The following is a 21,357-nucleotide window of genomic DNA, read 5'->3' as shown; positions in this document are numbered from 1 at the left end:
AAATGGCAGGTTGGGCCTGTCTGGATGGGTGTAGCCGGCCTGCGGAGCGTACAATTGTACGGACTTCGGTGAGCGCGCGTTAGATTTGCGCTCCCATCTTGCCCCTGCACGGCCAGAAGGCCCAGGGGACAAGATGACGAATTTCAACAAGGCAAACGAAACTACGGAACGCAAATACTTCGTTATCGAGGAGCGCCGTTTCTATGACCGGGCCCGCGCTGACCGCTCTGCCGGGGCGTTCGTCGCCCATTGCCTGGGGCTCGACGCTTCCGACAGCGATGCCTTTGCCGATCGCGTCGTCGAAGCCGGGATCCGCTCGCAGGACGGCCGCGGTGGCTTTGATTTTCTCGCTACCCAGATCGACGCCTGCGGCTACGGCATCGAACAGCTGCGCCTCTGCTACGCTGCCCTGACCAGCGGCGCGGCGCCCTTGGCGCAGGCAGCCTGATCGGCTGGCTTCAGATGCTCGTCCGCGCCTTGAGCGCCTGGCTCAGCGTGCCCTCATCGAGGTAATCGAGCTCCCCGCCCATCGGCACGCCATGGGCAAGGCGCGTGATCTTGACGGCCGAACCGGCCAGACGATCGGTGATGTAATGGGCGGTGGTCTGGCCCTCCACCGTCGCATTGACCGCCAGCACGATCTCGCTGTAGTCGGGCGCCCGGGCGATCAGCTCGTTGATGGTGATGTCGTCGGGACCCACGCCGTCGAGCGGCGACAGCACGCCCCCCAGCACATGATAACGCACCGCGCCGACCCCGGCGCGCTCCAGCGCCCAGAGGTCCGCCACGTCCTCGACCACGATCAGCATGCCGCTTTCGCCGCGGCGTGGATCCGAACAGATGGTGCAGGGGCTGCCCGTATCGATATTGCCGCAGACCTCGCAGCTGCGCACCGCCACGACGGCACGATCCAGCGCTGCCGAGAGCGGTATCATCAGCTGCTCCTTCTTCTTGATCAGCTGCAGCACGGCGCGCCGGGCCGAGCGCGGCCCGAGCCCGGGCAGGCGCGCCAGCAGCTGGATCAGCTGTTCGATCTCGGGTCCGCCATTGGCCATTGCTGCGCTAGCTCATGCTCGAATTGGTTAGCAGACTGTTAACGTTGAGCGCCGCGTTTCAGAACGGCAGGCTCATGCCGGGAGGGATCGGCAGGCCGGCAGTGACCTCTTTCATGCGCTTTTGCATTTCTTCTTCGCTCTTGGCCTTGGCGTCGTTATGCGCGGCCACGATAAGGTCCTCGAGCACCTCGACATCGTCTTCCTTTAACAGGCTCGGATCGATCTTGAGCCCCTTCATCTCGCCCTTGCCGCTCAGCGACACGGTGACCATGCCGCCGCCGGAACGGCCTTCCACCACCAGCGCGGCAAGCTCGGCCTGCATGGCCTCCATCTTGCCTTTCATCTCGCTGGCGGCCTTCATCATACCCATGATGTCTTTCATTCGTCGTCCTCTTCGGGTGGGGGCGGGGGAACCTCGTCAACCACGGCGGCGTCGTCGCGCACCTTGACGTTGACTACTTTGGCCCCGGGAAATGTCTCGAGTATGGCCTTGACCAGCGGGTCCTCATGCGCGGCGGCATGATGGGCCTGGGTGCGCTGCTCGGTCTCCTGGCGCACCGTCAGCCCTTCGGGGGGCTTGGACGATACCATGATCAGCCAGCGCTCGCCGGTCCAGAGCTGCAGCCGCGCCGAGAGCGTCGCGATAATGCCCGGATCGGTGCCATCGAGCAGGGCCACTTCGATGCGACCCTGTTCGAACGAGATCGGGCGCATCGAGCCCTCGAGCGCCAGCTTGACCAGCACGTCGCGCTTGGCCTGGGCCAGAGCGATCAGTTCCTTGTAGCTGCCCACCGTCGCCAGAGCCGGCGCGATGACCGCCTGCGGCACGACGGGCTGGCTGGCCACGGCCTCGGTGGCGACGATCCGGGGCTGCTCGACCCGCATGGCCGAGGCGCCGCCCGAAGGACCACCCGAAGAACCGCTGGTCGAGCCGCGGGGCAGCGGCATCATGGATTGCTGACTGGGCACCGGCGCTGGCTGGTTGGCCAGCTTCGCGATCAGGTCATCCGGGCTGGGCAGGTCGGCGGCATAGGCCAGCCGGATCAGCGCCATCTCGGCGGCCTGCAAGCCATTATTGGCCCGCGCCACCTCGTCATGCCCCTTGAACAGGATCTGCCAGGCCCGCGTCAGGGCCCGCATTGGCAGCTTGCCGGCCAGCTCGGCGCCGCGCCGTTGTTCATCAGGGGTCAAGGAAACGTCATCGGCCGCGGCCGGCACCACCTTGATGCGGGTCACCAGATGGGTGAAATCGGCCAGGTCGGCAATCAGCGTCTGCGGATCGGCGCCCATGTCATAAAGGCTGCGCATCGTTTCGATGGCCTCGCCGATCCGGCCGCCCATCAGTTCCTCGAACAGGTCGATGATCCGCGCACGGTCGCCCAGGCCCAGCATGGCCTTGACCGTTGCCGCCGTCACCGTGCCATTGCCATGGGCGATGGCCTGGTCGAGCAGGCTCAGATTATCGCGCGCCGAGCCTTCGCCGGCCCGCACGATCATCGCCAGCGCTTCCGGCTCGAAGGTGATGCCTTCCTGGCCCAGGATCGATTGCAGATAGGTCGACATGATCTCGGGCGTGATGCGGCGCAGGTCAAAGCGCATGCAGCGGCTCAGGATCGTCACCGGCACCTTGCGGATCTCGGTGGTGGCAAAGATGAACTTCACATAGGGCGGCGGCTCTTCGAGCGTCTTGAGCAACCCGTTGAAGGCCGCCGTCGAAAGCATGTGCACTTCGTCGATCACATAGACTTTGTACGGCGCCGAGGAGGGGGCGTATTTGACCGAGTCGATGATCTCGCGAATGTCGCCAATGCCGGTATTACTGGCAGCATCCATCTCGATCACATCGACATGGCGACCCTCGATGATGGCGCGGCAGTGCTCGCCCTCGACGCTGAGGTCGAGCGTGGGATGCGGGCCGCTGGCATCTTCATAGTTGAAGGCGCGGGCCAGGATGCGGGCGGTGGTGGTCTTGCCCACGCCGCGCACGCCGGTCAGGATGAAGGCGTGGTGGATGCGGTTCTGCGTGAACGCATTGCCCAGCGTCTGCACCATTGCGTCCTGGCCGACCAGGGTGGTGAAGTCGCGCGGCCGGTATTTGCGGGCGAGAACGAGATAGGGCGAGGTCGTAGCGTCAGCCATCGTGCCCCTCTAGGTCAAGCTTCGGGAATCTGCCTGTGATCATCAGACCATCATAGTGGCAAGTAGGAGGCTGGCAACGACCCGTGAAGGTCTCGTTGGGGCTGCTTCCTTCCGGACCTGACCCGGTTGGCGAGGAACACGTCCGCGCCAACCTCCCGGCCGCTATATGCGAATTTATTGCGCCCATGGCAAGGCCCCGGGGCAAACTGTGACACGGGACCTTGCGTTGCGGTCGCTGGCGCCATCGGCTAGACGGGGCCCCAGTACAGGAGAATTGCCGTCATGGCCAAGCGCCACCCTACCACCTTGCGGACCTCCAAGCAGGATATCGCCTCCGCCAAGCTGGCGCCCCGGACGCCCCAGACCGAGGCATCGGCCTTCCGCCTGGCCTTTGCCGATGACGAATTCCTGACCTCCGAAGATACGCGCGGCATCCGCTTCCAGCTTGAATATCTCAAGCCCGAATTCACCCTGCGCGAGCGCGGCATCAATTCGACGGTCGTGCTGTTTGGCGGCGCCCGCATTCCCGAACCGGGCAAGGATGCCTGGGCTGCCAAGAACGAGGTGCAGCGCAAGAACCTGCAGGCCGCCTCGCGCTATTATGATGAGGCTCGCCGCTTTGCCCAGCTGGCCTCGGCCACGGCCAAGAGCCTCGATAACAAGGATTTCGTCGTCGTCACCGGCGGCGGGCCCGGGGTGATGGAAGCGGGCAATCGCGGCGCCACCGATGTCGGTGCCCCCTCGATCGGCTTCAATGTCGTGCTGCCGCACGAGCAGGCGCCCAATGTCTATGTGACGCCCGAGCTGAGCTTCAATTTTCACTATTTCGCCACCCGCAAGATCCACTTCCTGATGCGCGCGCGGGCCGTCGCCGTGTTCCCCGGCGGCTTCGGCACGCTCGACGAGTTCTTTGAAACCCTGACCCTGATCCAGACCGGCCGCATGGACCGCGTGCCGCTGCTGCTGTTCGGCAAGGAGTTCTGGGGCAAGGTGCTCCACCTGGAAGCCCTGGCCGAGGCCGGCACCATCTCGCCGGGCGATCTCGACCTGTTCTCGGTGGTCGATACCGCTGACGAGGGCTGGGACATCGTGCGCGCCTTCTACCACCTGCCCCAGATCGACGAGGTCCTGCGCGGCGACTGACGCGCAATCCTGCCTTTCGCCCGGCCACATTGCCTCGGCTGCAATGGCAGTGTCACAGTGCCCCGATAGGCGTTTGCGCGTCGAATCAGGGGTAGCCGCTTGGAAAAGTTTGATCTCGTTGTCATCGGCAGCGGCCCGGCCGGGCGGCGCGCCGCCATCCAGGCCGCCAAGCTGGGCAGGTCGGTGCTGGTGGTCGAGGATCGCCTGCGGCTGGGCGGCGTCTCGGTGCATACCGGCACCATCCCTTCCAAGACCCTGCGCGAGACCGTGCTCAACCTCTCCGGCTGGCGTGAGCGCGGCTTTTACGGTCTGTCCTATCGCGTCAAGAAGGACATCGAGGGCAAGGACCTCGGCGCCCGGCTGCGCATGACGCTGGACCACGAGATCGAGGTGCTCGAACACCAGTTCGCCCGCAATGGCGTGCGCACCTTCGGCGGCATGGCCCGCTTCATCGATGCCAACCATGTCTGTGTGACCGACCCGAGCGGGGAAGAACACACGTTCGGCTTCGAATTCGCCGTCATCGCGGTAGGCACGACGCCCCATCGTCCGGCCAATATCCCGTTCAATGACCATTCAGTGGTCGACAGCGACAGCCTCGTCGCCGAGCCACGCGTGCCGCGCAGCCTGACTGTGGTCGGCGCCGGCGTCATCGGCATCGAATACGCCACCATCTTTTCCGCGCTCGACGTGCCGGTCACCATTATCGAGCCGCGCGACACCATTCTCGATTTCATCGACCGCGAGATCATCGAGGAATTCACCCATGACCTGCGCAAGCGCGGCATGACCATCCGCTTCGGCGCCAAGGTGGAAAAGGTCGAACTCGATGCGCAGGGCTGGCCGATAGCCACGCTGACCGACGGGCGCACTATCCGCTCCGACATGCTGCTCTATGCCGCCGGGCGCTCGGGCGCCACGGCCGGGCTGGGACTGGAAAACTGCGGCATCGCCACGGCTGAGCGCGGCCGGCTCAAGGTCGACCCGGTGACCTTCCAGACCACCACCCGCAACATCTATGCCGCCGGCGATGTCATCGGCTTTCCCTCGCTGGCCTCGACCTCGATGGAGCAGGGGCGGATCGCGGCTTTGCATGCCTGCGGCGCCGCCATGCCGCCGGCGCCGGAATATTTCCCCTATGGCATCTATGCCGTACCGGAAATCTCCACAGTCGGCCTGACCGAGCAGGAAGTGCGTCAGCGCGGCATCCCCTATGAGAGTGGCGTGGCGCGGTTCCGCGAGACCTCGCGCGGCCATATCATGGGCCTGCAATCGGGCATGATGAAGCTGATCTTCTCGCTCAAGACGCGCAAGCTGCTCGGCGCCCACATTGTCGGCGAGGGCGCCACCGAGCTGATCCATATCGGCCAGGCCGTGCTCAACCTCGGCGGCACGCTGGACTATTTTGTCGAGAACGCCTTCAACTATCCCACGCTTGCCGAAGCCTATAAGATTGCCGCGCTCGATGCCTGGAACCGCATGCCGCGCACCACGCCCATCGCGCCGATCGAATGAACCCTCGGCCGCGCCAGCCGTTGCAGCCGTGACCAAGGCAGAGTTTTTCGGAGAGTGTTCATGTCAGACCAGTTTGACGCCATCGTTGTGGGTGCCGGCCAGTCGGGGCCATTTCTGGCGGCGCGCCTGGCCGCGGCCGGCAAGACCGTCGCGCTGATCGAGCGCGAGCATCTCGGCGGCACCTGCGTCAATGACGGCTGCACCCCAACCAAGACGCTGGTGGCCAGCGCCCGCGCCGCCTGGGCCGCCCGGCATGCCGGCGATTTCGGCGTGATCGTCAAAGGCCCGGTCACCGTCGACATGAAGGCCGTCAAGGCCCGCAAGGATGCGGTGGTTGGCGCCTCGGTGCGGAGCCTCACCGAATGGATCGGCGGCATCGAGGCCATCGACTATATCGAGGGCGAGGGCAGCTTCGTCTCGCCCACCGCGGTCAAGGTCGGCAGCCGGACCGTGACGGCGCCGCAGATCTTCATCAATACCGGTGCCACCGCCAGCGTGCCCGATTGGCCTGGCCTGCGCAGCGTGCCGTTCCTGACCAATACCAGCATGATGAACCTTGATACCCTGCCGAGCCATCTGGTGATCGTCGGGGCCAGCTATATCGGGCTCGAATTCGCCCAGATGTATGCCCGCTTCGGCGCCAAGGTGACGGTGATCGAGCGCGGCACCCGACCCGCCTCGCGCGAGGACGAGGACATTTCCGCCTGGATTCGCCAGATCCTCGAGGCCGAGGGCGTCACTTTCCTGTTTGATACCACGGTGGAATCGGTGGCGCGGGCTGGTGGCGGCGTCCTGCTGTCGCTCAAGACCGGCGAGCGGCGCGCCTCGGTCGAGGGCAGCCATCTGCTGGTCGCCCTGGGCCGCACACCCAATACGGCGGCGCTGAACCTCGAGGCCGCCGGCGTCAAGACCGACAAGCGCGGCTACATCCCCACCGACGAGCATTTGCGCACCAATGTCCCCGGCATCTGGGCCATGGGCGACGTCAATGGCCGGGGCGCCTTCACCCACACCTCCTACAACGATTTCGAGGTGGTCGCCGACAATGTCATTGATGGTGGCAAGCGCTCGGTGGCCAACCGCGTTCCGGTCTATGGCCTCTTCATCGATCCGCCGCTTGGCCGCATCGGCATGAGCGAGACCGAGGTGCGCCAGTCCGGCAAGAAGGCCCTGATGGCGACGCGGCCCATGGACCGGGTCAGCCGCGCCAAGGAGCGCGGCGAGACACAGGGCATGATGAAGGTGCTGGTCGATGCCGAGACCAAGCTGATCCTGGGCGCCGCCATTCTGGGTATCAATGGCGACGAGGTGGTGCACAACCTGCTGCAGCTGATGGTGGCTGGCACCCCCTACACCACCATGATGGAAACCATGCATATCCATCCCACGGTGAGCGAACTGCTGCCCACGCTGCTGGCCGATCTCAAGCCACTCGACTAGAGCATTTCACCGTTTCGCTGAAACGGCTCAATGGCTCTAGCCCTTTGATTTGTCGCGTTTTCGAACCGCAAAAGTGGAGCCACTATTGCTGGAAACGCTCTAGAGCTCGGTCACGCCGAAGGCAACTGCCGCCAATGGTCGGTGCTACCTGCCGCAGCAGGGCACCGCCCGCCGCCTGCAGCGGCTATCCGCCATGCGATGTGATGAAGTCGCGCTCGATGCCCAGGCCATGCCATTCGCTGGGGATTTCGCTGTCAAAGATCAGCGTATAGGGCCCCTTGTAGCCAGCGGCTTCCGCCAGGGCGACGCACTGGCCGTAATCGGCTTCGTCCAGATCGCCGTCGATGAAGCTGGCCTTGGCGTGGCACAGTTCGGCCCGGTTGAAGATCGATTTCAGGTCGGCATATTTGCTGGGGCCGCCCCAATTGCCGAAATCGGCCAAGAGGCCAATGCGGCCATCGAGCTTGTCGAGCAGGAAATGCACATGCGCCGGCTCGGCCAGCAGGTCAAACCAGTTCTCGGTGACGAGGCGCACATTCGAGCCGGCATTGCCGTCGGCCAGCGCGGTCAGCGCCTTGACCGAACGGTCGAGCGCATCGCGCGTCGGCTTCTGCTTGCCGGCAATGATCCGCGCATTCTGCGCGCCCAGCTCATTGGCGGTTTCGATCCAGCCGGCAATCCAGGCCTGGTCGCGGGCCCCATGCTCGGGATGGCTGATATCGCCGGCGTCGATCAGCAGGGTCTGCAGCGTCACCTCGGCAATCTTGAGCTGGTCGCGCAGCTCGCCCAGATAGACCGGATCGCGGCTGCGCAGGTGGAACGAGACGATCTCGAGCCGGTGATAGCCGTGATTGGCCAGCACCGAAGGCAGGCCGAGCAGCGTCTCTTCGCCTTCGCCATAGGTTTCCTGCATCGGCCCGACTTCGGTCGTCGTCAGGTCATGCGGAAAAGTGGTGCCAAGCAGGCGGTGCAGCGACCAGGTCGAAACGGCAATACGGTCAGCGCTGATAGTGGACACGGTGCATTCTCCATTTGACCGGCAGAGTCCCACGCCGCTGCGCGGGACTCAACCGGTAATATCGTCAGCCGGCCAAAGCCGGCCGGAACTGCTGCTGTCGGCAGGCCTCAATAGGCCCATTCGCCCTTGCGCATGACCGGCTCGACGCTGCCATCGGCATGCACGCCGTCGATGTCGATCTTGTCGCTGCCGATCATCCAGTCGATATGGATATTGGAGCTGTTGCCGCCCCGTGCATTGATCTCGGCCTGGGTCAGGTCCTTGCCGCCGACAAAGCAGTCCGAATAGCACTGCCCCTGGGCGATATGGCAGGAGGCGTTCTCGTCATAGAGCGTGTTGAAGAACAGCACGCCCGAGGCGGAAATGGGCGAGGAATGTGGCACCAACGCGACTTCGCCGAGGTGACGGCCACCCTCGTCGGTATCAAGCACCTTGTTGAAGATGTCCTGCCCCTTGGCGGCCTTGAGCTCGACCAGCCTTCCGCCCTCGAAGCGTGCCTGCATCTCCTCGATGAGGGTACCATTGTGGCTCAGTGGCTTGGTAGCGGCGACATGGCCGTCCACGCGCAGGCGGTGCGGCGTGGTGAACACTTCCTCGGTAGGGATATTGGGGTTGCAGGTAATGCCGTTCTTGGCCTCGGAGGCGCCGCCCTTCCAGCGGTGGTCATCGGCCAGGCCCACGGTCAGGTCGGTGCCCGGGCCGGTATAGTGCAGCGCCGAGAAGGCCTTGCCATTCAGCCAGGTCCAGCGCGCCTTGAGATTGGCATTGTGCTCGGCCCAGGCCGCAATCGGGTCGTCGACATCGACGCGGCTGGCCTTGAAGATGGCATCGGCCAGCTTGCCGACCGCGACCTCTTCGCTGTCGTCTGGGAAGACCAGCTTGGCCCAGGCCGCGCTGGGGTAGGAGACGATGTTCCAGTTGATGTCAAAGCCCGTGATCAGCTGCAAAGCCGGCTTGTAGGCGGCCGAATTGGCGCGCTGCGCCCGGCTGACCTTGTCGGGGTCCTGGCCCGCCAGCATCATCGGATTGTCGCCGGCAATGGCCAGGCGCGCTGCATTGCCCTTGAAGGCCTCGGCCATGCCCGAATAGAGCCAGCCGGCAGCCTTATCGAAACTGGAGTCGTGACCATGCTGGTAGCGTGCCAGGGTTGCTTCCTCATCCGAATAGAGGGTGGTGACCAGGCCCGCGCCGGCCTTGTAGGCGTGCTCGGTGATGCGGCGCACCAGGGGAGCGGCGGTCATCGGCGCGGTCATGATCAGGTCCTGGCCCTCGGCCAGTTGCAGGCCGACCTTGATGGCAACCTGGGCGAGCTTGTCGAGCTTGACGGGATCGATGGTCATGGGGGCGAAAGCCTTTGCTTTGAATCGGTTGGCCGGAGCCTAGTCCCGCCGCGACCGCTGCGCCACCCGGACAAAATGCAAAAATGCTTGACCTGAATCAATGGTGAAAAGCCCCTTTCATGCGAGCACCGAGCCATCGCAAGAGGAGTTTGTTCGATGGTTGCAAATCTGGGTTTGGCGCTGGTCGTGATCAGCAGCCCGTTCGTGCTGTTTATCGCCGCACTGGCCTATGGCGCGTGGATGACGCGCGACAGCAAGCTGACCGGTTCCACCGCCGCGCAGTAATCGCCAGCCGAGTCCCGGCGACATCGTGATTTTAGGCATGTCGGCCTGCGCCGCATGACCAATCGGTAATAGTGCCGCCCCCTTGCACCGGGCCGGCAGACAGGCCATGTCGGAGACTAACCAGCTCCGGACGCCCATGTCAGCCCTTCCCGCCCGCCGTCGTGCCCTCATGCTCGTCAACCCCAATGCCCGCCGGGGGACTGCCGCGCTCGAACCGGTAGTCGATCACCTGCGCGCCGGTGGCATCGATGCCATCATCGAGCGCTTCAATGCGCCCGAGGAGGTGTCGGCCGACATTGCCCGGCGCCGGCATGAGGCGGACCTGGTGATTGTCTGCGGCGGGGACGGCACCATCAATTCGGCCGCCAGGGGCGTATTGGAGACCGGCCTGCCCATGGGCATCATGCCGATGGGGACGGCCAATGACCTGGCGCGGACCCTGGGCATTCCGGACGACCTGCTCAAGGCCGCCGATGTCATCCTGGCCGGCCATCTCAGTCGGGTCGACCTTGGTGAGGTCAACGGACATCCATTCTTCAACGTGGCGAGCCTGGGCCTCTCGGTCGATCTGGCGCGCGGCCTGACGCCTGAGGCCAAGCGGCGCTGGGGCAAGCTGGGCTATGGCTTGGCCGCCCTCAAGGTGCTGCTGAAGGCCAGGCCCTTTCGCGCCGAGATCATCAGCGACATCGGCACGGTCAGCGTCAAGACGCTGCAGATTGCCGTCGGCAATGGCGTGCATTATGGCGGCGGTACCGTCATCCATGCCGATGCCACCATCGAGGACGGGCACCTCGACCTCTATAGTCTCGAGCTCGAGAGTGTGTGGAAGTTCGGGCTGATGCTCGGCGCCTTTCGCCGCGGCGAGCATGGCGTCTGGGATGAGGTGCGCACTGCCAAGAGCACCGAATTCGATATTCGCACGAAAGAGCCGATGCCGATCAATACCGATGGCGATATCGTCACCCAGACCCCGGCGCATTTCATCATCAGGCCGAGCGCCATCTCGGTTTTCGCGCCCGCCGGGGAGGCGACAGGTGCGGCCGGCTGACCGTCCTGCCCCATCGGCTGGAGGGGGCGGACGCGGTTTCGCTTCTGTGGCTTTGGCGCATCACTGGCGCTGCTGACGTCGCGGGGGCGGTTGGCAAGTGCGTGGGCTTTCGCTAGATTCGACACCGCTTCAGATCACCAGCAAGGGAGGCGTTGTATGACAGTGACATTCACCGATCTCCTCCCGGGCAAGCCTCGACCTTAGGTCCTTGCCATCCGCGGCCCGCCCAGCGGCCGCCTGCGGTACCATCTTCCCACAGCCACTTGATCTGACCACCAATCTGCGTCCTCGGCTGTGCCTTTTCATTTCTGATGTTTTTGAGGGCCGACTGCCGGAGAACGGCGTCGGGCTGCCATTATGAGTCGCAAGAAACTCGATTTCCGGGCCGACGCCTTCCGCGATGTGCTCGGCTATACCTTCCGCCACTGGGCCAAGCAGCCTTGGCGCGCCACGCTCATCGCCGCCCTGGTGCTGACGGCAACCCTGGCGGAGGCCTTCAGCCCGATCTTTGCCGGCCGTATGGTGGATGCCATTGCCTCGGGCAGTGGCATGGACGACGCCTTCTGGGGGCCGGCCATGGGCGCATTCGCCACGATGGTAACGCTCTATCTGGGCGCCGTTGTGCTACGCCAGCTGGTCTTTTTCAACATCATCAGCTTCACGCTGGCCATGATGAAGGACGTCATTGCCGATGCCTTTCACCGGGTGCAGCGCTTCTCCACCGACTGGCACGCCAACAGCTTTGCCGGCTCCACCGTGCGCAAGATCACGCGCGGCTCGGGCGCGCTCGACCTGCTCAATGACACGCTGCTGGTGGCCCTGCTGCCTTCGGTGGTCATGCTGATCGGGGCGACGGTCATCCTGGGCTCGGTCTGGCCCGTCATGGGCCTGGTCGTGGGCCTCGGCTCGCTGATCTATGTCGGGGTGACGGTCTGGCTGTCGGTGAGCTTTGTCGCGCCGGCCGGCACGCTGGCCAATGCCTGGGACACCAGGATGGGCGGCGCGCTGGCCGATGCGGTCAGCTGCAATTCGGTGGTCAAGGCCTTCGGCGCCGAAGAGCGCGAGGAAGCCATTCTCGAGCGCGTGGTGGGCAAGTGGCGCCTGCGCACGCGCCGGCTCTGGCAGCGCGGCACCCTCAATGGCGGCGCCCAGGGGCTGATGATGGCGGCCATGCAGGCCTCCATCCTGGGCACGGCGCTGCTGCTCTGGCGGCAGGGCCTGGCGACGCCCGGCGACATCACCTTCGTGCTGACCATGTTCTTCGTGCTGCAGGGCTATCTGCGCGATGTCGGCCAGCACATCCGCAACCTGCAGCGCTCGGTCAATGATATGGAAGAGCTGGTCGCACTGGGCGAGCAGCCCATGGGCATTGACGACAGGCCCGGTTCCGGCCCGATCCGCATCGGGGAGGGGGCCATCGCCTTCGACAATGTCACCTTCCAGTATGGCGCTCATGCCACCCCGCTCTACAAGGACTTCTCGGTCACCATTGCCTCGGGCGAGCGCGTCGGCCTGGTCGGGCATTCCGGCTCGGGCAAGACGACCTTCGTCAAGCTTATCCAGCGGCTCTATGACGTCAATGAAGGGACCATCACCATCGATGGCCAGAACATTGCCGACGTGCAGCAGTCGAGCCTGCGCAGCCAGATCGCCATCGTGCAGCAGGAACCCATCCTGTTTCACCGGACCCTGGCCGAGAACATCGCCTATGCCCGTCCCGGCGCCACGCGCGCCGAGATCGAGCTGGCGGCGACGCAGGCCAATGCGCATCACTTCATCGCCGGCCTGCCCAAGGGCTACGAGACCATGGTGGGCGAGCGCGGCGTGAAACTGTCGGGCGGCGAGCGCCAGCGCGTCGCTATCGCCCGAGCCTTCCTCGCCGATGCGCGGTTGCTGATCCTCGATGAGGCCACCTCGAGCCTCGACAGCGAGAGCGAGGCGCAGATCCAGGAGGCAATGGAGCGACTGATGGTGGGCCGCACCACGCTGGTCATCGCCCATCGTCTGTCGACGGTGCGGGCACTTGACCGGCTGCTGGTCTTCGACAAGGGCGCCATCGTCGAAGAGGGCGATCACCAGGCGCTGATCAAGCTCAAGGGTGGCATCTACCGCGGCCTGTTTGAGCTTCAGGCGCTCGAACTGACCAAGGGCCTCGTGGCCTGACAAAAAAGAACGCCGGGGCAGGGCCCCGGCGTTCTTTTATGGATCGGTGTCGACTATGGGTGCAGATCAGGCGGCGCGGCCCATGCTGCGCTGGCTGCGCGCGTCGCTCACCTTGAAGATATCGACGATGATGTCGAGCTCGGTGGCCTGGGTCTCGGTCTGCTCGATGGCAGCGTTCATTTCCTCGACCAGGGCGGCGTTGTGCTGGGTCATTTCGTCCATCTGCCGGACGGCGATGCTGACCTCGGTGATGCCGGTGGACTGCTCCTGGCTGTCGCGCGAAATGCCGTCCATCAGCGTCGAGCTGGCGCGGACGCCCTCGAGCATGCCGTTGAGGCGATCGGCCGCGTCGGCAACCAGCCGGCTGCCGTCGCGCACTTCGCTGGCGCTCTGTTCGATCAGCACCTTGACGTCGGCCGAGGCCGATGCTGCGGACTGCGCGAGGCGACGCACTTCGACGGCCACCACGGCAAAGCCCTTGCCGGCATCGCCAGCGCGGGCGGCTTCCACCGACGCGTTGAGTGCCAGCAGGTTGGTCTGGAAGGCGATATCGTCGATCAGGCCGATGATGTTGGAGATCTTGGCGGAAGAGGTGGTGATGCGCTCCATGGCACCCGTGGCCTTGGCCATGACTTCGCCGCTCTGTTCGGCCGAGGTGGTCACTTCCTTGGCCTTGCCATTGGCCTGCTGGGCCCGCTCGGCATTCTTCATCACCGTATCGGCCAGCGTTTCCATGGCGGCCGAGGTTTCCTCGATCGTCGCGGCCTGCTTGGTCGTGCGTTCGCTCAGATCATTGGCGCCGGCCAGGATCTCGCTGGTTGCGGTCTTGAGCGAGCGCGAGGTGTCCTGCAGCTGGGCAACGATGTCGGCCAGCTTTTCGGCCACGGCATTGGTATTGTTCTTGAGGGCACCGAAGGCGCCCTGGTAGTCGCCGGTGACGCGCTGCGTCAGATCGGTATTGGCGATGGCCGACAGCACGGTGCCGGTCTCGGCCAGGCCGCGATCGACGGTGTCGACCAGGCCATTGACGCTGGCAGCCAGGCTGTTGAGCTCGCCATCGCTGAAATTGGTCGCCACGCGCTGGTCGAAATTGCCGGCGCTGGCGGCCTTCATCACGGCGGCCAGTTCGGCCTGCAGCAGGGCCATCATGTCGGCCCGTTCGACGATCGCCATGTTGTGGGCGGCTTCCTCGGCGCTGAGCGCGGCGACGCGCTTGGCGTTCTGGCGGAAGATTTCGACGGCGCGGGCCATGGCGCCGATCTCGTCCTTGGCGTCGGCATTGGCGATTTCCACGTCCAGCTTGCCATCGGCCAGCTCGCTCATGGTCTGTGTCAGGTTGCGCACCGGGCTGACGATGGTGCGGCGACCCACCAGCATGCTGACAGTCAGGCCGATGGCGATACCCACCGCTGCCGAGATGGCAAGGGTCAGCATGGCGGTGAAGGCCGAGGCCTCGGCATCGGCGCGCATGCTGGCCATCAGCTCGCCCGAATAGGTGCTGTAGACCTTGATCGTATCGGTAACGACCTTCTGGGAGGCTAGGGTGTCCGCCAGGGCGGCATCGAGCGCGGCAGCGTCGAACGGCTGGGCTGCCGCGACGGTCAGCATGCCGTTGATCTTTTCGAAATAGGCATCCATCACCGGCTTGACCGCTTCGAGCTGGCTGAGCTCGGTTTCGTCCGCTGCAGCCTCGATGATCGGAAAGCGGGCCTTCATCTCGGTCATGCGACGATCGGCCTGGGTAACGAAATCGGCGACGCCGGCAGGGTCGAGCACCAGCTGGTAAGTCATGCGACTGATGGCGATAACGTCCATGCGCAGGTCCATGGCCTCGCGTGCCGCCACTTCCTTTTCACCCACCCGGTCCATGGTGGCGCTGAGCGATCCAAGCTCCCGCCAGGCAATGCCGGCAATGGCGGTGGCGACGATGCCCATCAGCAGGACCGTCAAAATGAATTTCTGGAGAATAGGAAAATTTCTAAAGTTCATGACGCTGCACCCTGGTGCCCGGGAAATGACCGCGGCGTTCTGCCGCCAGTCGTTGCACTAGAGATCGGCTGAATCGCTTAAGTTTGCGTGAACCGTCAAATAAAACGCAACGGCTGCATAGCGCATATGCAGCCGCTGCAGATGAATCCGGCTGGCGGGTCGGTCCGGGTCAGCGCAGCAGCGACTGGCCGCCATCGACGTAGATCGGCATGCCGGTAATGTGCCTGGCCGCGTCCGACGCCAGAAAGGCGATGGCCTCGGCAACGTCATGGCTTTCGCCAGGCTCTCCGCCGGTCAGCGGAATATCGCCTTCTGGAAACTCGACCGGAATTTCCGCCGCCGCGACATTGCGCTTGTCGGTATTGTCGTCGATTTCCGTATCGATCGCCCCGGGGCAGACCGCATTGACCCGGATCTTGTGCGGCCCCAGTTCCACCGCCAGTTGCTGGGCCATGGCCACCTGGCCCGCCTTGGTGGCCGAATAGGCGGTGGCGCCGGCACTGGTAAAGGTGCGCGTGCCATTGATCGAGGAGACGATGATGATGGTCCCCCCGGCCTTCTTGAGATGCGGCACGGTCAGGTGCACGGTGCGATAGGTGCCACCCAGATTGACTGCCATGGTCTTGTCCCACTCGTCGGGCTGCAGGTCGTCGATCGGCGCCCAGACGCCATTGACGCCGGCATTGGCCACCACGATGTCCAGCCGCCCCCAGCTGGCGATGATCTTGTCCACGGCCGCGCGCATGTCATCCATATCGGAAATGTCGGCGGTAAGGGCGATCGCCTCGCCACCGGCCTGGGCGATCTCGTCGCGGGTCGCCTCGATCTCCTCGGCGGTGCGGCTGAGCACGGCGACGCGCGCCCCGCCTTTGGCCAGCAGCAGGGCGGTGGCCTTGCCGATGCCGGAGCCGGCGCCAGTGACCAGGGCGACCTTGTCGGTGAAGTGCATGAGCTGATGTCCTCTTGGCGTGGGCCTATGGGTGACCAACCATGGCCGGGCCGCATGGTTCCTTGGTGTCGTTCGTTTCAGACTACTCTGTCGTCCGCACTGTTCGCTCAATGCCACCTGCTCATCGCCATCAGTCGAGCCTATGTAAGAGCCATCCCCAGCGGCACACAGGAGCGCGCCATGATCGATACATCCGTCCAGACCAATGTGAAGTCGGCGCCTCTGCTGCCGCTGACCACCACGCTGGGACCGGTCCATCTCGCCGTTACCGACCGCGCCCGGGCACTGGCCATCTGGCAGGACGTGGTCGGGCTCGATCTCATCGACGAGACGGGCAATGCCTTGACCCTGGGCGCCGGCGGCAAGGCGCTGATCGTGCTGGAAACCGGGGCCATTCGGCCAGTGGTGCCGCGCAGCCTGGGGCTCTATCACGTCGCCATCCATGTCCCCGCCCGGGCCGACCTGGCGCAAATGGCGGTGCGCGCGCTGCAGCGCAATGTGCGGATTTCGCCCACCGACCACCTGGTCTCCGAGGCGATCTACCTGTGGGATCTCGACGGCAACGGCATCGAGATCACCCTCGAAACGCCGTGGCGCGGTACGCTGGGCGACCCCGACAAGGGCCAGACCTATGCGGTGACCGCCGCCGGCCAGCCCCATTCCGGCCGCGAGGCCATTGATCTCGACGGCCTGCTGGGCGAACTGGGTGAGAACCCCACCCTGGCCGCGCGCATGCCGGCCGGTACCCGCATCGGCCATGTGCATGTCCATGTCACCGACCTCGACATGGCGATGGATTTTTATCGCGACGTCATCGGCTTTGCGGGCTTCCTGCTGATCCGCTCCTTCGGCATGGGCGATGTCGGGCTCGACTACATGCCCCATACAATGGCCTTCAACATCTGGTCGGGCGCCAATGCGGCCCAGCCCATTGCCGGTTCGGCCGGCCTGCGCTGGTTCACCATCGTGCTGCCCGATGCGACCACGCTGGATGACGTCGAGGCGCGTCTGCAGCGGGCGGGCGCCCCAATCGAGCCGCTGGCACAGGGCATCGAGACGCGCGATCCCGCCGGCAATCGCCTTCACCTGGTTGTCAGCGCCTGATGAGGGTGCATGGCTTGCCAGCGGCGGCCCCAACTTCAATGATGCGCCTTTGATCGCCTGACACGCGATCGTCCATCACAGGGAGGCTTCATGCAGGGCGCAGACGACGTCATCGATTTCTGGTTTGTCCAGCACGGCAAGGATGACTGGTTCGGCGGCAAGGCCGAGTTCGACGCCGCTTTGGCGGCAGGCTTTGCCGACACCCATGTCGCGGTGGCCCGGGGCGAGGCCTGGCGCTGGCGGGCAACGCCGGAGGGCCGGCTGGCCGAGATCATCGCACTGGACCAGTTCTCTCGCCAACTGCATCGCGGCTCTTCCCAGGCCTTCGCCCAGGACAAGATGGCGCTGGTGCTGGCCCAGGAAGCCATTGCCGCCGGCGCCGACCAGGCGCTCGAACTGGATCGCCGGATGTTCCTCTACATGCCCTTCATGCATGCCGAATCGCTGGTGATCCAGGAGGAAGGCGTTCAGCTGTTCGCCCAGTTTGATGCGGACCTGCAGAAATTCATGACCGGCCACCGCGACACCATTGCCCGCTTTGGCCGCTTTCCGTTCCGCAACAAGGCGCTGGGCCGGACCAGCACGCCCGAGGAAACCGCCTATATGGCCGAGCAGGGCGAGCGGGTGTTCTAGGGGCTAAAGCGACACCAGCTTAGGATCGACCAGCGCGCCCTTCTGCCCGATGACCACCCGGGCAACGCGATGCGCCGCCTCGGCCGCCTCCTGCAGCGATTGGCCCGCCAGCCGGGCCGAGAGATAGGCGCCGTTGAAGCTGTCGCCCGCCCCGGTGGCGTCAATCACAGTTGCGCCCGCTGGCGGCGCCACGCGCACCCGCTCATGCGCGGTGGCAATCAGCGCCTCGCCGGAGCCGTCCTTGACCACCACTTCTTCCACGCCCAGCTCGAGATAGCGGTCAGCGGTTTCATCGACATTCTTGTCGCCGAACAGCGGCGCCTCGTCGGTATGGGTGGGCAGCACGATGTCGCAGAGGCTGGCGGCGGCCGTCAGCACGCCGGCCATCACCCGCGGGCTGGTCCACAGCGCCGGCCGCAGATTGGTGTCGAAGGCGATTCTGGCGCCATTGTCGCGGGCCCGCACGATGGCGCCCAGCAGCCTGCCGCGCGCCCGCGGCGCCAGGATGGCCAGGGTGATGCCCGAGAAATAGACCATGCTGGCACCCTCGACCGCCTGGGCCAAAGCCTGCTTGTCATCGGCAAGCAGCTTGGCCGCCGAGGTGTCGCGCCAATAGGTGAAGTGTCGGTCGCCATCGGCCTGATGGATCATGTAGAGGCCCGGCCGACGTTCCGGAATGGTGCGGATATGGCTCGTGCCGATCCGATTGGCCTCAAGGAAGGCCTTGATGTCGGCCGAATATTTGTCGGCGCCCAAGGCTGTGAAATAGTCCACCGACCAGTCGTCGCCCAGCAGCGCCCGCATGTACCAGGCGGTGTTGAGCGTATCGCCGGCATAGCCGAGGCGATATTGACGGTCTTCGCCGCCGCTCATTTCGATCATGCATTCACCGATGCTGACCAAGCGCTGTTGTGCCAAAGCCTTGCCTCCTTGCGTGCCTAGGGCATATGCCGGTAAAGCCCATTTCGCCGCAACCCAGTATCTTCCATACAAGATCGGAAGGCACTATGGTGCCGCCAGATTATTTCGCCGGAGATTTCCATGACGCGTCTGAGCGCCAAGACCCTGAGCAGCATTCCCGCCGGGGTGGCTGTGCCCGATTATGATCGCAGCACCCTGACCGCCGGGATCGTGCATCTGGGCATCGGCGCCTTTCATCGCGCCCACATGGCGGTCTATGTCGATGACCTGCTCAAGACCCATCCCGATTGGGCCATTGTCGGCGCGAGCCTGCGCCGCCCAGATACCAAGGAAGCACTCGAGCCGCAGGACGGGCTCTATACCATTGCCGTGCGCGACGCCGCGGGGACCCATCCCCGGGTCATCGGCTCGATCATCGACGTGCTCGACGCCAACACCCAGCGCGAGGAATTGCTGGCGCTGATGGCCAGTCCCCAGATCCGCATCGTCTCACTGACGGTGACCGAGAAGGGCTATTGCCACGATCCGGCCACCGGCGAGCTCGACGAGCGCCACCCCGACATCGCCCATGACCTGGCCAAGCCGACCGCGCCCCGTTCGGCCCCCGGCATGCTGGTTGAGGCCCTGGCGCGGCGCCACGCGGCGAGCGTGGCGCCCTTTGCGGTGATGAGCTGCGACAACCTGCCGTCCAATGGCGAGACGGTCAAACGCATCGTCACCCGCTTTGCCACCCTGCGCGATGCGGCGCTGGGCGCCTGGGTCAAGGAAAAGGTGGCCTTTCCCGGCACCATGGTCGACCGCATCGTGCCCTCGACCACCGATGTGGATCGGGCGACCATTGCAGGCCTGATCGGCGCCGAAGACGCCTGGCCCATCATGACCGAGCCCTTTACCCAATGGGTGATCGAGGACCACTTCCCCCAGGGCCGCCCGCCCTTTGAGACGGTCGGTGCGCAACTGGTCAGCGATGTCGAACCCTTCGAGCGCATGAAGCTGCGCATGCTCAATGGCAGCCACTCCACCATTGCCTATCTCGGCTATCTGGCGGGCTATGAATATGTTTCCCAGGCCATTGCCGATCCGGCCTTCTTCACGCTCATCCATGGGCTGATGACCGAAGAGGCTATGCCGACGCTGGACATGCCCGGCACCGATCTCGGCGCCTATCGCGACGAACTGCTGGCGCGTTTCGCCAATCCGGCCCTGCAGCATCGCACCTGGCAGATCGCCATGGATGGAAGCCAGAAGCTGCCGCAGCGCCTGCTCGGTACCATCCGTGACCGTCTCAAGGCCGGCCAGAGCTTTGACCGGCTGGCGCTCGGCGTCGCCGGCTGGATGCGCTATGTCGTGGGCATCGACGAAAAGGGCGGCAATATCGACGTCCGCGACCCGCTCGCCATGCGCATGATGGCCATATCAGCCGAAGCCGGAGACGATGCCGAGGCGCTTTACATCGGCCTGACAGCCATGACCGAAGTGTTCGGCACCGACCTGGCCGACAACCAGGATTTTGGCGACGCCGTGGTCACCCAGCTCGAGAGCCTGTTCGATGACGGCGTCGTCGAGACGATCCGCGAACTGGTTGGCTAGGCATCCCCCACCCTTCCTCCCCCTGAGCAACCGTGTTTGCGGTCAAGCTGTGTTGGTGTGCCAGGGGGTGTTGTTGGCAAGGACGGCATTGGCTGTCGTGATGAGTTTGCGCATGGCGGCGACGATGGCGAGCTTTCCCGGTTTGCCCTGGGCGCGCAGCCTTTTGTAGAAGTCGCGGATGGGCGGGTTAGCACGGATGGCCGACAGGGTGGCCATATAGAGAGCGCAGCGCACCGAGAGGCGTCCGCCGGCGATATGGGCCTGGCCGCGCATCTCACCACTATCGCGGTTGAAGGGGGCGACTCCGGCCAAGGCGGCCGCCTGCTTGTTGCCGATGCCGCCCAGCTCGGGCATTTCGGCCAGCAGCACGGCGGCCGTAGTCTGGCCGATGCCGGGGATGGTGGTGAGTAGTTCGGCCCGGCGCCGTAGCGTCGCATCGCTATCGATCTGGCGGGTAATGGCCCGATCCATCTCGCCGATCTGGCTGCTCAAGAAGCCTATATGAGCATCGATGCTGGCTTGCGCCAGCGCAGCTTCAGGGTGCTCGCGACGCTGCTTTTCCATGGCCAGCATATCCACCATCTGGCGGCGCCGGCGCACCAGATCGGCCATTTCCACGGCATTTGGATCGTAGAGGGGGTCGGGATCTGGGTGCATCAGGTGAGCGAAGCGCAGGATCGCCGCGGCGTCAATCGCATCGGTCTTGGCCAGCAGCCCGTCGGCCCGAGCCAGATCGCGCACCCGGCGCGGGTTAATCGTGCTCAGCGCGATGCCATGCTGGCTGAGCGAGCGGGCCATCAGCCGCGTATAGCTGCCGGTGGCCTCACAGACCAGATGGGGCCGGGTCAGGCTGGAGATCTTTTGCACCAACCGAGCCATGCCAGCCGGATTATTGGACACGCGCAACCTGCTCGAGCCGGTGATGGCCAGATCCAGGTGCTTCTTGGAGACGTCGACACCAACATAGTCTGGGGAAAAAATCATGATCGCTCTGCCTTGTATGCGGGCATGTCGCCCAACCAACC

19 protein-coding genes and 1 other RNA gene are annotated in these 21,357 nt (G+C 64.8%); 10 read left to right on the top strand and 10 right to left on the bottom strand.

What is annotated here, in order from left to right; all coding sequences use genetic code 11:
• The first annotated feature begins 133 nt into the window (after positions 1-133).
• Positions 134-448, top strand: a complete 315-nt coding sequence (locus tag GDR53_RS05215; protein WP_193337023.1) for an ATPase inhibitor subunit zeta — start codon at positions 134-136, stop codon at positions 446-448.
• A gap of 10 nt (positions 449-458) precedes the next feature.
• Here GDR53_RS05215 and recR read toward each other — a convergent pair whose 3' ends face one another.
• The 4 genes from recR to ffs all read right to left on the bottom strand — a co-directional run bounded on the left by recR (position 459) and on the right by ffs (position 3,351).
• Positions 459-1,055, bottom strand: a complete 597-nt coding sequence (gene recR, locus GDR53_RS05210; RefSeq protein ID WP_193337022.1) for a recombination mediator RecR — start codon at positions 1,053-1,055, stop codon at positions 459-461.
• 58 nt (positions 1,056-1,113) lie between these two features.
• Positions 1,114-1,437 carry a YbaB/EbfC family nucleoid-associated protein gene (locus tag GDR53_RS05205; protein WP_193337021.1) on the bottom strand — a complete coding sequence of 108 codons (324 nt, stop codon included), beginning with the start codon at positions 1,435-1,437 and terminating at the stop codon, positions 1,114-1,116.
• Entirely contained in the window at positions 1,434-3,194 is a 1,761-nt protein-coding gene (locus GDR53_RS05200; RefSeq protein ID WP_193337020.1) for a DNA polymerase III subunit gamma/tau, read from the bottom strand. Before GDR53_RS05200 ends, GDR53_RS05205 begins: the two co-directional genes overlap by 4 nt.
• 61 nt (positions 3,195-3,255) lie before the next feature.
• Positions 3,256-3,351: signal recognition particle sRNA small type (gene ffs / locus GDR53_RS05195), an RNA gene on the bottom strand.
• Between the two features lie 116 nt (positions 3,352-3,467).
• Here ffs and GDR53_RS05190 point away from each other — a divergent pair.
• The 3 genes from GDR53_RS05190 to GDR53_RS05180 all read left to right on the top strand — a co-directional run bounded on the left by GDR53_RS05190 (position 3,468) and on the right by GDR53_RS05180 (position 7,292).
• Entirely contained in the window at positions 3,468-4,337 is an 870-nt protein-coding gene (locus GDR53_RS05190; protein WP_408639799.1) for an LOG family protein, read from the top strand.
• A 99-nt stretch (positions 4,338-4,436) separates the two neighbouring features.
• Complete coding sequence (sthA, locus tag GDR53_RS05185; RefSeq protein WP_193337018.1) at positions 4,437-5,852, top strand: Si-specific NAD(P)(+) transhydrogenase; 1,416 nt, start codon at positions 4,437-4,439, stop codon at positions 5,850-5,852.
• 60 nt (positions 5,853-5,912) lie between these two features.
• Positions 5,913-7,292, top strand: a complete 1,380-nt coding sequence (locus tag GDR53_RS05180; RefSeq protein WP_193337017.1) for an FAD-containing oxidoreductase — start codon at positions 5,913-5,915, stop codon at positions 7,290-7,292.
• 184 nt (positions 7,293-7,476) lie between these two features.
• Here GDR53_RS05180 and GDR53_RS05175 read toward each other — a convergent pair whose 3' ends face one another.
• Together GDR53_RS05175 and GDR53_RS05170 are read right to left on the bottom strand one after the other, a co-directional pair.
• Complete coding sequence (locus tag GDR53_RS05175; RefSeq protein ID WP_232846738.1) at positions 7,477-8,310, bottom strand: sugar phosphate isomerase/epimerase family protein; 834 nt, start codon at positions 8,308-8,310, stop codon at positions 7,477-7,479.
• A 107-nt stretch (positions 8,311-8,417) separates the two neighbouring features.
• On the bottom strand, positions 8,418-9,650 hold the full coding sequence (locus GDR53_RS05170) for an aminopeptidase (RefSeq protein ID WP_193337016.1): 1,233 nt from the start codon (positions 9,648-9,650) through the stop codon (positions 8,418-8,420).
• Positions 9,651-9,806: 156 nt separating this feature from the next.
• Between GDR53_RS05170 and GDR53_RS19850 the strand changes: the two genes are divergently transcribed.
• The 3 genes from GDR53_RS19850 (at position 9,807) to GDR53_RS05160 (ending at position 13,146) form a co-directional block, all read left to right on the top strand.
• Positions 9,807-9,935, top strand: coding sequence for a hypothetical protein (locus tag GDR53_RS19850; protein ID WP_269802202.1), 129 nt, complete (start codon positions 9,807-9,809; stop codon positions 9,933-9,935).
• 136 nt (positions 9,936-10,071) lie between these two features.
• Positions 10,072-10,983, top strand: a complete 912-nt coding sequence (locus GDR53_RS05165) for a lipid kinase (protein WP_193337015.1) — start codon at positions 10,072-10,074, stop codon at positions 10,981-10,983.
• Between the two features lie 357 nt (positions 10,984-11,340).
• Entirely contained in the window at positions 11,341-13,146 is a 1,806-nt protein-coding gene (locus tag GDR53_RS05160; protein WP_193337014.1) for an ABC transporter ATP-binding protein, read from the top strand.
• A gap of 66 nt (positions 13,147-13,212) precedes the next feature.
• On the opposite strand, the gene GDR53_RS05155 is transcribed toward GDR53_RS05160, so the two are convergent.
• Together GDR53_RS05155 and GDR53_RS05150 are read right to left on the bottom strand one after the other, a co-directional pair.
• The gene (locus GDR53_RS05155) at positions 13,213-15,096 is read right to left on the bottom strand and encodes a methyl-accepting chemotaxis protein (protein ID WP_232846737.1); all 1,884 of its coding nucleotides are present in this window, start codon (positions 15,094-15,096) and stop codon (positions 13,213-13,215) included.
• 208 nt (positions 15,097-15,304) lie between these two features.
• Positions 15,305-16,084: an SDR family oxidoreductase gene (locus tag GDR53_RS05150; RefSeq protein WP_193337012.1), complete on the bottom strand. Its 780-nt coding sequence runs from the start codon at positions 16,082-16,084 to the stop codon at positions 15,305-15,307.
• Between the two features lie 180 nt (positions 16,085-16,264).
• Here GDR53_RS05150 and GDR53_RS05145 point away from each other — a divergent pair, with 180 nt between their 5' ends.
• Entirely contained in the window at positions 16,265-17,188 is a 924-nt protein-coding gene (locus GDR53_RS05145) for a VOC family protein (RefSeq protein ID WP_193337011.1), read from the top strand.
• Positions 17,189-17,278: 90 nt separating this feature from the next.
• Positions 17,279-17,821, top strand: a complete 543-nt coding sequence (locus tag GDR53_RS05140) for a DUF924 family protein (protein ID WP_193337010.1) — start codon at positions 17,279-17,281, stop codon at positions 17,819-17,821.
• A 3-nt stretch (positions 17,822-17,824) separates the two neighbouring features.
• Here GDR53_RS05140 and GDR53_RS05135 read toward each other — a convergent pair whose 3' ends face one another.
• On the bottom strand, positions 17,825-18,703 hold the full coding sequence (locus GDR53_RS05135) for a sugar kinase (RefSeq protein ID WP_193337009.1): 879 nt from the start codon (positions 18,701-18,703) through the stop codon (positions 17,825-17,827).
• Between the two features lie 159 nt (positions 18,704-18,862).
• Here GDR53_RS05135 and GDR53_RS05130 point away from each other — a divergent pair, with 159 nt between their 5' ends.
• Positions 18,863-20,332 (top strand): mannitol dehydrogenase family protein, encoded by a 1,470-nt coding sequence (locus GDR53_RS05130; protein ID WP_193337008.1) that lies wholly within the window; start codon positions 18,863-18,865, stop codon positions 20,330-20,332.
• Positions 20,333-20,374: 42 nt separating this feature from the next.
• Here the strand turns inward: GDR53_RS05130 and GDR53_RS05125 are convergent, their stop codons facing one another.
• The gene (locus GDR53_RS05125; RefSeq protein WP_193336481.1) at positions 20,375-21,316 is read right to left on the bottom strand and encodes an IS110 family RNA-guided transposase; all 942 of its coding nucleotides are present in this window, start codon (positions 21,314-21,316) and stop codon (positions 20,375-20,377) included.
• Positions 21,317-21,357: the final 41 nt, after the last annotated feature.

The sequence above is a fragment of the Devosia beringensis genome, assembly GCF_014926585.1.
Lineage (GTDB): Bacteria > Pseudomonadota > Alphaproteobacteria > Rhizobiales > Devosiaceae > Devosia > Devosia beringensis.
Note: the sequence above shows the minus strand (reverse complement) of the source record. Positions and strands in the feature narration are given on the sequence as shown.